12 protein-coding genes are annotated in these 13,310 nt (G+C 67.9%); 3 read left to right on the top strand and 9 right to left on the bottom strand.

The window, feature by feature from the left end; all coding sequences use genetic code 11:
* Nucleotides 1–3: 3 nt before the first annotated feature.
* The 9 genes from ACUVWL_RS05690 to ACUVWL_RS05650 all read right to left on the bottom strand — a co-directional run bounded on the left by ACUVWL_RS05690 (nt 4) and on the right by ACUVWL_RS05650 (nt 10,814).
* Nucleotides 4–345: a type II toxin-antitoxin system prevent-host-death family antitoxin gene (locus ACUVWL_RS05690; protein WP_445978904.1), complete on the bottom strand. Its 342-nt coding sequence runs from the start codon at nt 343–345 to the stop codon at nt 4–6.
* 70 nt (nt 346–415) lie between these two features.
* Nucleotides 416–2,002, bottom strand: coding sequence for a sensor histidine kinase (locus ACUVWL_RS05685; RefSeq protein WP_329767871.1), 1,587 nt, complete (start codon nt 2,000–2,002; stop codon nt 416–418).
* 9 nt (nt 2,003–2,011) lie between these two features.
* On the bottom strand, nt 2,012–2,416 hold the full coding sequence (locus ACUVWL_RS05680) for a response regulator (protein WP_014647345.1): 405 nt from the start codon (nt 2,414–2,416) through the stop codon (nt 2,012–2,014).
* Between the two features lie 136 nt (nt 2,417–2,552).
* Entirely contained in the window at nt 2,553–4,007 is a 1,455-nt protein-coding gene (locus ACUVWL_RS05675) for a porin family protein (protein ID WP_329767872.1), read from the bottom strand.
* An 89-nt stretch (nt 4,008–4,096) separates the two neighbouring features.
* Complete coding sequence (locus ACUVWL_RS05670; protein WP_014647346.1) at nt 4,097–4,861, bottom strand: Slam-dependent surface lipoprotein; 765 nt, start codon at nt 4,859–4,861, stop codon at nt 4,097–4,099.
* A 52-nt stretch (nt 4,862–4,913) separates the two neighbouring features.
* Complete coding sequence (locus ACUVWL_RS05665) at nt 4,914–8,030, bottom strand: TonB-dependent receptor domain-containing protein (RefSeq protein ID WP_445978903.1); 3,117 nt, start codon at nt 8,028–8,030, stop codon at nt 4,914–4,916.
* A 184-nt stretch (nt 8,031–8,214) separates the two neighbouring features.
* The gene (locus ACUVWL_RS05660; RefSeq protein WP_134808946.1) at nt 8,215–9,171 is read right to left on the bottom strand and encodes a FecR family protein; all 957 of its coding nucleotides are present in this window, start codon (nt 9,169–9,171) and stop codon (nt 8,215–8,217) included.
* A gap of 82 nt (nt 9,172–9,253) precedes the next feature.
* Nucleotides 9,254–9,757, bottom strand: coding sequence for an RNA polymerase sigma factor (locus ACUVWL_RS05655; protein WP_014647349.1), 504 nt, complete (start codon nt 9,755–9,757; stop codon nt 9,254–9,256).
* 130 nt (nt 9,758–9,887) lie between these two features.
* A complete protein-coding gene (locus ACUVWL_RS05650; RefSeq protein ID WP_241886913.1) occupies nt 9,888–10,814 on the bottom strand; it encodes a LysR family transcriptional regulator in 927 nt (308 codons plus the stop codon).
* Between the two features lie 149 nt (nt 10,815–10,963).
* Here ACUVWL_RS05650 and ACUVWL_RS05645 point away from each other — a divergent pair, with 149 nt between their 5' ends.
* The 3 genes from ACUVWL_RS05645 to ACUVWL_RS05635 all read left to right on the top strand — a co-directional run bounded on the left by ACUVWL_RS05645 (nt 10,964) and on the right by ACUVWL_RS05635 (nt 13,279).
* Nucleotides 10,964–11,830 carry a pirin family protein gene (locus ACUVWL_RS05645; RefSeq protein WP_014647351.1) on the top strand — a complete coding sequence of 289 codons (867 nt, stop codon included), beginning with the start codon at nt 10,964–10,966 and terminating at the stop codon, nt 11,828–11,830.
* Nucleotides 11,831–11,901: 71 nt separating this feature from the next.
* The gene (locus ACUVWL_RS05640; RefSeq protein ID WP_014647352.1) at nt 11,902–12,582 is read left to right on the top strand and encodes a hydrolase; all 681 of its coding nucleotides are present in this window, start codon (nt 11,902–11,904) and stop codon (nt 12,580–12,582) included.
* Nucleotides 12,583–12,637: 55 nt separating this feature from the next.
* Complete coding sequence (locus tag ACUVWL_RS05635; protein ID WP_032962577.1) at nt 12,638–13,279, top strand: hydrolase; 642 nt, start codon at nt 12,638–12,640, stop codon at nt 13,277–13,279.
* Nucleotides 13,280–13,310: the final 31 nt, after the last annotated feature.

Here is a 13,310-nt window from a genome sequence, read left to right as displayed (position 1 = left end):
CGATCAGAGCGGACGGCCAAGGGTGACCTTGCGGCCGCGCCGGATCGGCTGGCCCAGCACCTTGCCCAGCCCTTCCCCGCGCTGCAGCCCGGCCAAGGTCCGGTCGAACTCGCTGCGCAGGCGCTGCAGCTCCTCGCTGCGCTCACCGGCATCACCGCCGGCGGCCTTGGCCAGCAGTTCCTGGTAGGTGCGGATGTCCACGATCACCGCTTCCGGGTGGTTGTGGTTGGTGATGACCAGCGCCTGCTTTTCGCGCACGGTGCGCATCAGGCTCGGCCAGCCCCGGGTCTTCACCGACGAGGCCGGGGCCTTCTCGAGGCCAGGCAGATCCAGCGGCAGGGTCATGGCACGGCTCCAGGCGGGGTGGATGAGCGACACTATACCCAATTTGGCCAAATTGGGGATAAATCCCCTTTTACCGCAGGGGCGCGGTGTCCGGAGCGTCGGTCTGCAGCAGGCTGTCGCGTTCGCGCAGCGGGAAGCGGATCCACGCATCCAGCCCCTGTGGGCCAAAGTGCAGCTCGCCGCTGCCAGCCAGCTCGTAGGGCACGCGCTGCTCGATCAGCGCCCGGCCCAGGCCGCGCTGGCGTGGCATTTCCCAGCCCTCCACGTCGGCATGGCGCTCGCACCAGTGCAGGCCCAGCCACGGTTCGGCGTCCTGCACCTGCAGATGCCAGGACACCTCGATCCGCCCCGCCGCGCGCGCGGCCGCGCCATAGCGCAGCGCGTTGCTCGCCAGCTCATGGATGGCCAACGACAGCACCTCGGCCGCTTTCGGTGGCAGCAGCACGTCCTCACCGTGCAGCTCGCACAGGCCCGTGCCCGGCATCTGCGCCGACACTTCCTCTTCGATCATCCCGCGCAGGCAGACCCCGGCATTGCCGCCGCGGGTCAGCAGGCTCTGCGTGCGCGCCAGCGACATCAACCGCCCGCACAGCCGCTCGGCGTACTCGTCCACGCTGGCCACGGTACTGCGCGTCCGCCAGGCAAGGGCATGGATGGTGGACATGATGTTGCGGACCCGGTGCTGCAGTTCGGCCAGCAGCACCGCCTGGCGCTCGGTGGCGCGCTTGAGGTCGTCGATATCCACCGCAATGGCGAACACCCCGGTCACCTCGCCGTCTGCATCGCGCAGCGGCGCAGCGGCGACGCGTGTCCAGCGGGCGCGCCCGTCGTCATGGATGAACTGGAACTCCAGGCCAGGGACCACCGTCTCCCCCCGCAGGGCGCGGGCGATGGCGAAATCATGGGGCTCGATGCGCGAGCCGTCGGGGTGCCATCCCTGCCAGCGGTAGTGGTTGGGACGATCGGTGGACGGCACCTTGCCGGTGGGCAGATAGGTCCGCATCCGGTCATTGGACAGTTGCAGTCGGCCTTCGGCATCGACAATGCAGACGCCCACCGGCAGCACCTTGAATGCCAGCGCCAGGCGCCGGTCGCTCTCACGGCGCTTCTGCTCCTCGCGCTCGCGGGCCGCCTGCGCGACATGCGCGGCGGTCGTTTCGAACATGGTGACAAGCACACCGTTGATGCGCCCTTCCTCACCGCGGATGGGGCTGTAGGTGATGGTGAACCAGACATCCTCCAGCCGCCCCCGCCGCGCCAGCGGATAGAGCTTGTCCTCGTAGGTGATGGTCTCGCCCTGCCACACCCGCTGGTAGATCGGGCCGTTGATGTGCCAGACCTCAGGCCAGCACTCGCGGGTGGGCTGGCCAAGCCCGCCCGGATGCTTGTCGGCGAGGATCTCGGCATAGCCATCGTTGTAGAGCTGCACCAGCTGCTCGCCCCACAGCACGATCATCGGGAAGCCGTGGGCCAGCATCAGGTCGACAGTGGCGCGCAGGTGCGGCGGCCATCGCTCGATCGCACCCAGTGGCGTGCCTGACCAGTCGTGGCGGGCAATACGGGCGGCCATGCCGTCATGGCGCGCATGCGCCTGCAGCGGCGGCGGCATGCCCGCCGGGCGCTCAACGGCCGGGAGACCCTGGATGCGGTGTGACATGCCGCGCAATCAGGCGATGCCCGCAGCAGCCTGCGGGCCTGCCACCAGCCGTGCCAGCTGCTGCACCAGTGCCTCGATGTGATAGGGCTTGGTACAGCGGGGCGCGCCAGCGAAGCGGCTGGGCAGATTGTCATCGTAGCCGGAGGTCAACATGAACGGCGTGCCGGCGTCCGCCAAGCGGTCGGCCAAGGGGTAGACCAGTTCACCCCCCAGGTTGATGTCCAGCAGGGCGACATCGATGGGGTTCTCATCGACCAGACGCCCCAGCGCCTGCAGGTCACCGGCCGGTCCCACCACCTGCGCCCCCTTCAGTTCCAGATAGTCCACCAGGAACATCGCGATGGCGAATTCATCTTCCGCCACCAGCACCCGCAGCCCTTTCAGGCCCTCTGGCTTGTTGCCCGCTTCCAGCACGACCCGCGCTCCTCGATACACGCGGCGCACCTCTGCCGCAACGCCTGCAGGATGCGCGAAACGGGCTACAAGGGCGCGTGATGATCGATGAAGATCGCCGCCACGGCCCGTTCACCCGGGCATTGCAGCGGCGCGTTCAGAACACACGCTCCCACTTCAGGCTGAGCAGGCTGCGGTCGTGGCTGTACAGCCAGCCGACGTTGCTGTCGATGCGGGCGTAGCGCAGGCCCAGGCTGGGCACCAGCCCGGCCACCGCCAGCCGCTCGCTGCGCACGATGGCGATCAGGTTCTGTTCGTCGTCCTGCCTGCGCGCCTCCAGCAATGGACTCCAGGCGTCGTAGTCGCGGCGGCGCAGCGACACGAACACCGTGGCCGTGGTGCCGCTCCACTGCCGCGCCGCGCCCAGCCGCAAGCCGCGCTGGCGGTAGCCGTTGGCCGGGTCGGCAGCGCTGCTGCCGGTGACATCCAGCCCGGCGAAGACCGTCCAGCGCGGATTGAGCGCACGGAACCAGGTGGCATACACCGATACCAGCTCGCCGTCATAATTGCTGGCCAGGCCCTGCTGGCGATACCGCTGGCGCTTCCAGTCGGCCTCCAGCTTGAGCAGGCTGCGTGCATCCAGGGCGTACTGCCATTCGCCGTGCACGCCACTGCCGCCCTGCAGCGCATGGTTGCCCAGGCCCTGGACGTCATAGCTGGGGGCAAGCAGCACGGTCTGCCGCGCACTGCGCCAGCTGTAACCTGCCTGCACATTGGCATTGAGCTCGTTGTAGGCACGGTGCCCGCGCCATGCCTGACCGAAGGCGAGACCGCGCAGGTACAGCCCATGATGCCCGTCGAGGACCCAGCGCCGTTCCAGGCTGGCGTCGTAGTCGAGGCCCCCTGCGCGCTGGGCGTCGGGCAGTTTCCGTTCGATGATGCAGGCGTCGCCTACGCCGAACAGGCAGGTGCGGCTGGCCGAGCTGCGGTTGATGTTGTCACTCCATGCGGGGCCGGCGGACAGCGCGCCTTTCCAGCGCTGGCGCGCCTGCAGGGCACCCAGGTACCCGTCCACGCGCGCGCGGACGCCGGCCGTGGCCGGATCATCAGCATTGATGCCTGCAGCGATGGCCGTGAACAGCGCGACCGCATCGCGATCACGCTGGTCTTCCGCATAGACACGTGCCAGCTCGAGACGGGCCGGCAGGAACTCCGGCTGCGCCGCCAGCAGCGCTTCGTACTCCTTCGCCGCGCGACGATGGTCGCCGGCCACGCGGGCCAACGCCCCCTGCGCGTAATGGCGCAGCAGCGGGTCATGCCCCGGCAGTTCGATGTACTCCTCGAGGAACGCCGCGGCGGCCCGCCATTGCTGATGCTGCAGTGACAGGTAGAGGGCCTGGCCGAGATCGTCAACGGTGCGCTCCACGCGCAGCGTCCTGCCGTCGATGGTGATGGTCGGCCGCTCCGACTCGGCCTGTTGCAGGCGCTGCCGGTCCTGCTGCTGGTGGCGCAGTTCGCTGCCCTGTTCAAGCACGCGGCGCAGATCGTCCTGCTGGGCGCGCACATCAGCGGCAGCCAACAGCAGTACGACAAGGAAGGTGGAATGGCGCATGGTCGATCCGTGGTGGTGCATGCAGCGGCCGAAGCAGGGACTGGCGGATCGCGGCTTGTCCCTGCCCTGCCCCGTCAGGGGCGTGGCGATCAGTTCTTGCTGCCGCCGAAGGCGGTGTCGTACTGGCTGTTGCCGGCGAACGTGGCGATACCGGCGAGCGTGGCCGCATTGGCGCCGAAGAACTGGCCCTGGCTGTTGCCGGTGACCGAGCCGTTGGCCACGGCGGTGCCGGCGAAGGATGCATCGGCGCTGTTGATGTTGGCGCTGATCGCCAGGGTCTGGCCACCACCGGTCAGGCCGCCGGTCAGCTTGCCAGTGCCGAAGTTCGCCGCGAAGGTACCGCTGAGCAGGTTGCTGCCATTGAACCGGTTCAGGCCGGCCACCGCGTAGGTGGCGGTACCGCTGGGCAGGGTGGTGCCGGCGCGGTCACCAGCGAAGTACACCTGGCGGTTGTTGAAGCCACCTGCGGCGCCGTCCTTGGACCATTCACCGAACCACACATCGCCACTGCCCACCTTGACGAAGTTGAAGTGGCCCATGCCGGAATGGCTGCCCGGCGTACCGGTGATCGGCATGGCCAGGGTACGCACGGTAACGCCGTTGACGGTGGTCGGGGCCGAGTAGGCCGCCAGCCCCTGGAAGTCGACCGGCTTGCCATTGGAGACGGTGCCGACGCCGATGCCGGCCTTGCCTGCGCTGTGCGGGCCGCCGTTGACTTCAGAGGCACCGACCTTGACGTACAGCTGCGAATCGGTGGCCGGGCTGGCCGCACCGACGATGTCGGCGGCCTGCGCGGCACCGGCCAGGGCGAAGGTGGCGGCCATGGCCAGTACGGAACGGGAGATCATCTTCATGGAACTACTCCTTGGGTTGAGGGAACAACGGGTACAACAACGAGGCAGGTCATCAGAAGCGCGCAGTGACACCGAGCTTCAGCGTGCGCCCCGGCGCCGGCAGCGTGGAGCGCGTGGCCGGGTCGACGTAGTAGCGGTTGCCGAGGTTGGTGCCGACCAGCTCGACGCTGGTGTGGTCATTGAAGCGCCAGCGCGCGTAGGCATCGACGGTGGTGATGTTTCCCCAGGTGAACGGCACGTTCTGCCAGATCAGGCCACCGCTGCCGGCGTACAGGCGATCACGGTAGGCCTGCAGGTCCGGGTTCTGGTGGCGCCGGTAATGCACGATGCGGCTGCCCAGCTCCAGGCGCTCATCGAACAGCCGGGTGCCCAGCGACACGTTCACCGACAACCGGGGAATGGCCTGGGTCAGCAGGTAGCCACTGACGAAGCCGTCCTGCACGCAGTTGGGCACCTTGCCGGCCAGCGCATCGAGCTGCACCGCCATGCTTTCGTCGCAGACCTTGTTTTCCAGCGTACGGGTGATGCCCAGGTCGGTGAAGAAGCGCCGGTTGTCGAACCGCGCCTGCAACTCCAGGCCGCGGATGCGCTGCTTGTCCAGGTTGTCGAACAGGAAGTTGCCGTCGCGCTCGATCACGTTGCGGGTCTTGTGCACGTAGTAGGCCAGCTTCACGTCGGCATCGGCGGTGTTGCCGAACAGCGCCGACAGGTTGTGCACGTAGCCCACTTCGTAGTTGTAGGCGTGTTCGGGCTTGAGCGGGTACAGCGGGTTCAGGCTGCTGGAGAACGCGATGGTGCTCTCGAACATGCTGGGGAAACGCACCGCCTCGCTGTAACGCACATAGGCGCGCGCATTGGGCGAGAAATGCGCGGTGGCCGAGAAGGTCGGCAGCCAGGCATGGTCGCGCCTGCGCTCGTTGCGCCCGGCCACCGTCTGCGGCCGCCCGTTCTGGATGCTGCACAGGATCTGCGCGCCCTGCACCGGCAACAGCCCGGGAATGGCCGCCACCTGACCATTCAGGCACGGGTTGCTGGCACGGCTGTAGTTGCCGTCCGCATCCGGCAGCCACGGAATGCTGTGCTCCACCGCAACCGGCGTCTCATACCTGCTGAGCAGGCCCTTGAGCAGATCATCAACGATGAAGCCCATGCCGATGCTGTCCCAGAACGCGCGCTGCGCCTCGATGGCGTCGATCTCGCCCTGCAGGCTGGCCGGGCGCTCAGGCAGTTCGTTGACCCGGTAGCGGGCCTCCTTGGGGAACACAGAGGTGGTCATCAGTTCCGGGTGTTCCTGCAGGAAATCATCGAAGGCCCAATAGCGCGCGTAGCGCACGCCGGCGCTCAGGGAGAGGAAATCCACCGGCCGCCAGTCCAGCACCAGATAGCCCTCGCCTTCCTGGCGGCGCCCGGCGCGCGGGTACATGCGCCAGCCATCGCTGACGCCAAAGTACGGGTCCGCCGAGCGCAGTTTCTCGAACTGCCAGTTGCCGCCCACCGTCAGGTCCAGGGTGGAATGCAACGCGAAGCGGTTGCTCAGGGTCAGGCCGGTGCGGTCGTTGCGGGCATTGGCCAGCGCGGTATTGCGCAGGATCGGGCTGCTGCCGGGGTTCCAGTCGGGGTTGCTGGCAAAATTGGGGAAGCCGCCAGCGGTGTAGGTATCGCTGGTGGTTTCGGTGCGCCACAGGTTGGCACGCAGGTCCAGCCAGCGGCTGCCGGCAGGCTGCCAGTGGTATTCCAGGTTCCAGGCATCGGCATCGACGCGGCTGAGCGGCCACTGGATGCGACCGTAGTCGGGCGCGGACAGGATGCGCGAGGGCATGATCTCGCCGTAGTGGGAGAGCGTACGCCGCCAGGTGGCGCGCAGCTGCTGGTCATCGTTGATCTGCCAGGTCGCCTTCAGCAGCCACGATTCCTGCTCGCTGGAGGTGTTGGGCACCTCGTCGCCGGGCTTGAAGTAGCGCGCCAGCGTGGTGATGTAGTCCAGGCCCTTGTACTCGAACTGCTCGCGCGGGTCCTGGTCGTAGTACGCCGTGCCCTGGGTGCCGGAGAAGTAGTTGCCGCGCTTGCGCCAGGCATACGCGGCCATCAGGTCCACGTGTTCGCCGCGCAGGCCCAGCGCCAGCCGCCAGGCCTGGTCCTCGCCGGCGAACACATTGGCTTCCGAACCGCGCGACTTCACCGGCACCAGCAGCGTGCTGTCGGCATACGGTGCCGAGGGCGAGCCCTGCGGGAACCCGGGCACCGTGCGGTAGTCCTCGCCGGTATGCAGCCGCGGCAGGCGTGGCGCCACCGCATTGCTGCTGCCTTCGATCTTCAGCTCCCCGCCGAAGCGCTCACCCGCTTCCACGATGTCATCGACGTCGATGGTCTTGATCACCAGCGCGCCACCGATCCCGCTGTGCACATCGCGCACCAGCCCCGGCCCCTTGATGACCTGGATGCCACCTATCAGGTTGGGATCGATGTAGTTGCGGTTGCTGACGCCGTTGTAGCCGCGCCAGACCGTAAGTGCCTGCTCGCCGCCGTCGATGCTGACCGGCACCCGCCCCGGCCCCTGGATGCCGCGGATGTTGATGTCCAGCGCGCCACTGTTGCGCGCATCGCCGCTGAACACACCGACCAGATCCTTGACCACGTCGGCCGGATTGGAGCCGCGGTAGCGCTCCACCCGGTCGCGCCCCGAATACGCCGTGGCCATGTCCAGCGCGAACACATCATCGTAGCCGCGCCGATCGCGGGCCTCGCCCCCTTCCGACTGCAGGCGACCGGCCACGTCCAGTGTCTCGGTCACCCGCACCCCTTCCCCTTCACCCGCCTCCGCTACGGCACGCAGGCTCCAGGTGCCGTCCATGCCACGCTGCGCGCGCACGCCGCTGCCACGCAGCAGCAGCTGCAGGGCCTGCATCTGGCTGTACTCGCCGCTCACCGCGCTGGAGCGACGGCCTTCCACCAGGTCACTGCGGAACACCACCTGCACATCGGCCTGGCGGCCAAAGGCACGCACGGCGTCGGCCAGGGGCTGTTCCGGAATGGCGTACTGGCGCAGCGGCGCGACGACCGCCGGTTGCGCCTGCCCGGCCGGCACCCAGGCCAACTGCAGCAATGCGGTGGAAACAGCCAGGGCCAGAGCGGTGGCGCGACGATGACAGGCGGATGCCGTGGACGGCATGGACAGGAACTCCTCAAGCGGGGCGGGACCACGGACACGTCCGGTGCCCGGTGGTGTGTCTGGCTTGAGAAGAAACGCTGTTTCGCTCTGGCTATACCTCTATAGACAGCGGGCTGCGACGACTGCCCACGGTTTTTTCATGTTTTTTTTCATGCGACCGGTTCGTCCATGTTCCGCGGGTGCTTCACCACAGCAGCAACGCACCACCGGGCAAGCGCTGCACGCGCAGTCCCGCCTGCGCGGCCACGGCGACGATGGCCGTGTCCGGTTGCTGCAGGTGGAACAGGCCACTGACCCGTATGCGTGCGCCCTGCCCGCCCAGTACCCAGACCGGGGCACGACGGTAGCGCGCCAGGTCGGCGATGGCCTGCGCGGCCGGCCGATCATCGATCACTACCTCGCCACGCCGCCACGGCGCCATGCTCTCCGGATCTTCCAGCTGCACCGGCTGCAGCCAGTGCCCGTCACGGAACGCGCGTGCCTGTCCGGCATGCAGGCGCTGCACGCTGCCATCGCCCGGGCGCACATCGACCACACCCGCGCTGACCTGGGTGGTGACCGTGGTATCCAGCATCGACACGCTGAAGGCAGTGCCGATGTCACGGACCAGGCCGCCCGCTGCCTCGACCTGGAACGGGCGAGCCTCGTGCGCTACCTGGAACCAGGCCTGGCCGCGCAGCAGGCGCAGGTGGCGCTGCCGGTCATCGAACGAAAGTGCCAGCGCGGTGCCGGCATCGAGTACCGCCGTGCTGCCATCGGCCAGCTGCACCACTCGTGGCGCATCGCTGCTGCGCACATCACTGCGCGCCAGCAGCAACGCATGCGGAGCGGCCGCGACCATCAGCACCACGGCCGCAGCCGATGCCAGCAGCCACGGCAGGCGACGGCGCGGTGCGATCGGACGCAGCCCCTGGCGGTCGGCGGTCAGCTCGGGCAGCGCGGCCAGCACCTCGGGCCCGGCAGCGTCCAACCGCTGCCAGAAGGCCTGCTGCTGGCGCCAGGCCAGCGCATGGCGCGGATCGGACTGCAGCCAGCGCTGCAGGGTGCGTTGCTGGCGTTCCGGCAACGGGCCTGCACTGCACCGTATCACCCAGCGCAACGCCTGCCTGGCCTGACGCGGCGAGGGTTCGGACGTGGTCATGGTTGTGGCCTGCCGCACCGCGAATGGGTGCGCTTTCCTGTTGTGACAACGGCGGGCACGATCTGCCCACGGCAATCGCCGCTCATCGGCCCATTCCCCGCTGCTGTTGCTGGATCAGCAGCGCTGCGCGCAGCACATGCTTGCCGACCAGGCTCTTGGAGATCCCCAGGCGCGCGGCAATCTCGCGTTCGCTCAGGCCCAGGTAGCGGTTGAGCACGAAGCACTCGCGTACCTGGGCCGGCAGGGCCAGGATGGTCTGGGTGATCTCGCGCAGCTGCGCCTGGTCCAGCGCCTGCGCCTCGCCGTCGTGGCCTGCCTCGGCCATGCCGGTGGCGTACTCGGCCATCGCGCGCCGCTCGCGGGCGTCGGCCTGGCTGCGGTTGAGCGCGTGGTGGTAGGCCATCCGGTACAGATAACCGCGCGGCTCCAGGATCGGTGGATCGCCGGGCACGCTGCTGGCCTTCAGGTAGAGGTTCTGCAGGGTGTCCTCGGTGCTGGCCGGGTCGAGGTAGCGCGCGACGAAGCGGGACAACGCACGGCGCTCGCGGATCAGCAGCTCGACCAGCGCCAGGGCATTGGGAGACATAGGTGCCAAGGCCGGACCGGGGAATGATGGGCGTGATGGCGACGGTCCGGACGTGGATTGTGGGCTGCGGGGCCGCAGGCGGCAAGCCGCGCCACGAAAGCATCATCGACGCATGGCGTGGATGGAGGATCTACGGTTCCTCCAGCGCCTCGAAGCGTTCGGCGAGGTAGTCGATCAGCGCACGCACCGCAGGCAACAGGCCGCGTCGCGACGGGAACACCGCGTGCACGATGCCGTGCTTGGGCACCCACTCCGGCAGTACCGGCACCAGCGCGCCACTGGCCAGCTCGTCGCTGATCATCATCCGCGGCAGCATCAGCAGGCCCACCCCGGCCACCGCGGCGGTGCGCAACGCGATCATGTCATCGCTGACCAGCCGCGGGCGATGGTGCACGCTGGCCAGCACATCGCCCGGCCCGGTGTATTCCCAGGCATGCTGCTGGCTGGGCGATGCCAGATCCACGGTCGGCATCATCGCCAGGTCGGCCGGCACCTGCGGCGTGCCCAGCCGCTGCAGCAGCGCCGGGCTGGCACTGGTGCACCAGACCCGGCGCGCCAGCACGCGTACCACCAGGTCACTGTCCTCCAGCGGCGGCGGCCGCACGCGGATCGCCACGTCCACACCCTCGCCCACCACATCGACGCGCCGGTTGGTGGCGTCCAGCTGCACCGTCACCTGCGGGTGCAGGGCCAGGAAATCGGCCAGCATCGTGCCAATGCGCGCGTGCAGGATCGCGATCGGGCACGCCAGGCGGATGGTGCCGCGCGGCTCGGCACGTGACATCGCAATGGCTTCCTCGGCCGCTTCGGCTTCGACCAGCATGGCCTTGCAGTGGCGGTAGTAGTCCTGGCCGACCTCGGTGACCGAGAAACGCCGGGTCGAACGCTGGATCAGGCGCACGCCCAACCGTTCCTCCAGCAGCGCGACGCGCCGGCTCAGTTTCGACTTCGGCATCGCCAGCACCCGGCCGGCCTGCGAGAAGCCGCCATGCTCGACCACCATGGCGAAGTAGAACAGGTCGTTGAGGTCACAACGGCGGATATCTGCGATGAACACGGGGCGATCTCCTGCGGCCACGGCCTGCAGACATTGTTCACCAGATAGGACTATGACGGCAAATATTGGCGTCTACCGGCCTTATTGTCACGGCGATATCGTCTTCGCAACGAAGAACAGCGGCCGGCATCCCCGGCCAGGAGATCGCCATGAAGCGTGTCACCGGTACCTACAGCGCCCCGCGCCCGCACTGGGTGGGCGACGGATTCCCCGCCCGCTCGATGTTTTCCTACAACACCCACGGCCAGCACCTCAGCCCGTTCCTGCTGCTGGATTATGCCGGCCCGTACACCTTCGCCCCCAGCAATACGCCGCGTGGCGTCGGCCAGCATCCGCATCGCGGATTCGAGACCGTCACCATCGTCTATGAGGGTGAGGTCGCCCACCGCGATTCGACCGGGGCCGGCGGCACCATCGGCCCGGGTGACGTGCAGTGGATGACGGCTGCCTCCGGCATCCTCCACGAGGAATTCCACACGCCGGAATTCAGCAGGCGCGGCGGCACGCTGGACATGGTCCAGCTGTGGGTGAACCTGCCGGCGCGCGACAAGATGGGCGCACCGGGCTACCAGACCCTGCTCGACGCAGAGATTCCCTCGGTGGATCTGCCCGATGGCGCCGGCCGCGTGCGGGTCATCGCCGGCCGCTTCCACGGTCATGCCGGCCCGGCGCGCACCCACACGCCGATGGATGTCTGGGACATCCGCCTGCAGCAGGGCCACCACACCGACCTGCCGGTGGCCGAGGGCCGCACGCTGGCGCTTGTGGTGCTGAAGGGTACGGTGCGGATCAACGGCGGCCAGCCGGTCGGCGAAGCGCAGCTGGTCACCTTCGACCGCAGCGGCGAGGACGTGTTCGTCGACGCCGACAGCGACGCCACCGTACTGCTGCTCAGCGGTGAGCCGATCGACGAGCCGGTGGTGGGCTATGGCCCGTTCGTGATGAACAGCCAGGCCGAGATCGCGCAGGCGGTCAACGACTTCAACAGCGGCCGCTTCGGCCAGATCGCGCACTGATCGTTTCAAGCGGCGGGCGATGGCCCGCCGCACCCTCCGGGCCATCGCCCGCTTTTTCCAGGAGACTGACCATGAGTACCCCCGCCAACTTCAACGGTGCCCGCCCGGTGATCGATCCGGACAACGCCGCGATGCTGCTGATCGACCATCAGAGCGGCCTGTTCCAGACCATCGGTGACATGCCGTTCACCCGCGTGCGCGCCCACGCCACCGCGCTGGCCAGGATGGCCACGCTTGCAAAGATGCCGGTGATCACCACTGCCTCTGTTCCGCAGGGCCCGAACGGCCCGCTGATCCCGGAGATCCACGACGCAGCCCCGCATGCCCGGTACGTGGCGCGCAAGGGCGAGATCAACGCCTGGGACAACCCGGAATTCGTTGCCGCAGTGAAGGCCACCGGCCGCAGGCAGCTGATCATTGCCGGCACCATCACCAGCGTGTGCATGGCCTTCCCGTCCATTGCCGCCGTTGCCGATGGCTATCAGGTGTTCGCGGTCATCGATGCCTCGGGCACCTATTCGAAGATGGCCGAGGAGATCACCCTGGCCCGGGTGGTGCAGGCCGGCGTGGTGCCGATGGACACCGCCGCGGTGGCCTCGGAGATCCAGCGCAGCTGGAACCGCGATGATGCCCAGCAGTGGGCCGAGGTCTACACGAAGATCTTCCCGAACTACCAGCTGCTGATCGAAAGCTACCTGAAGGCGCAGGACGTGCAGAAGAACCACGAGCCGCTGGATTCGCAGCGCAGCTGACCTACGCCCGGGGTGCCGGCCCGCTGTCGGCACGCCTCTCAACCGGAGACCCATCATGTCCAGTGAACCGATCCGCGACCCGGCCAGCGATCATCTGCTGACCCCGCAGAACTCCGCCTTCATCATCATCGACTACCAGCCGGTGCAGGTGAACTCCATTGCTTCGATGGACCGCCAGTTGCTGGTCAACAACATCGTCGGCACTGCCAAAGCCGCAGTGGCTTATGGCCTGCCGATCGTGCATTCGACGGTGAACGTCAAGACCGGCCTGAACAAGCCGCCGATTCCGCAGCTGCGCCAGGTGCTGGGTGACTATCCGACCTACGACCGCACCACCATCAATTCCTGGGAAGACGTCCAGTTCCGCAGGGCGGTGGAAGCCACCGGCCGCCGCAAGCTGATCATGACCGCGCTGTGGACCGAGGCCTGCCTGACCTTCCCGGCCTTGGATGCGTTGAAGGAAGGCTATGAGGTGTATGTGGTGGTCGACGCCGTCGGCGGCACCTCGCTGGCCGCGCACGATGCCGCGCTGCGCCGCATCGAACAGGCCGGCGGCCAGCTGATCAGCGTGCCGCAGCTGTTCTGCGAGCTGCAGCGCGACTGGGCCCGTTCGGAAACGGTGCCGGCCTTCATGAACCTCTTCATTGAAACCGGCGGTACGGCGGGCATCCAGTTCTCGTACGATCGTACCGAGTAACCGGGTGGCGGCGCCGGTCTTGGCTGGCGCC

The sequence above is a fragment of the Stenotrophomonas muris genome (genome assembly GCF_052751275.1).
This window is presented reverse-complemented; position numbering and strand designations above follow the sequence as displayed.

Bases quoted from the DNA above. Each gene is read 5' to 3' on its own strand.
- ACUVWL_RS05645 (WP_014647351.1), top strand. From the start codon at position 10,964: ATGAAGCGTGTCACCGGTACCTACAGCGCCCCGCGCCCGCACTGGGTG.
- ACUVWL_RS05660 (WP_134808946.1), bottom strand. From the start codon at position 9,171: ATGACCACGTCCGAACCCTCGCCGCGTCAGGCCAGGCAGGCGTTGCGC.
- ACUVWL_RS05665 (WP_445978903.1), bottom strand. From the start codon at position 8,030: ATGCCGTCCACGGCATCCGCCTGTCATCGTCGCGCCACCGCTCTGGCC.
- ACUVWL_RS05635 (WP_032962577.1), top strand. From the start codon at position 12,638: ATGTCCAGTGAACCGATCCGCGACCCGGCCAGCGATCATCTGCTGACC.
- ACUVWL_RS05690 (WP_445978904.1), bottom strand. From the start codon at position 345: ATGACCCTGCCGCTGGATCTGCCTGGCCTCGAGAAGGCCCCGGCCTCG.
- ACUVWL_RS05675 (WP_329767872.1), bottom strand. From the start codon at position 4,007: ATGCGCCATTCCACCTTCCTTGTCGTACTGCTGTTGGCTGCCGCTGAT.
- ACUVWL_RS05640 (WP_014647352.1), top strand. From the start codon at position 11,902: ATGAGTACCCCCGCCAACTTCAACGGTGCCCGCCCGGTGATCGATCCG.
- ACUVWL_RS05670 (WP_014647346.1), bottom strand. From the start codon at position 4,861: ATGAAGATGATCTCCCGTTCCGTACTGGCCATGGCCGCCACCTTCGCC.
- ACUVWL_RS05685 (WP_329767871.1), bottom strand. From the start codon at position 2,002: ATGTCACACCGCATCCAGGGTCTCCCGGCCGTTGAGCGCCCGGCGGGC.
- ACUVWL_RS05655 (WP_014647349.1), bottom strand. From the start codon at position 9,757: ATGTCTCCCAATGCCCTGGCGCTGGTCGAGCTGCTGATCCGCGAGCGC.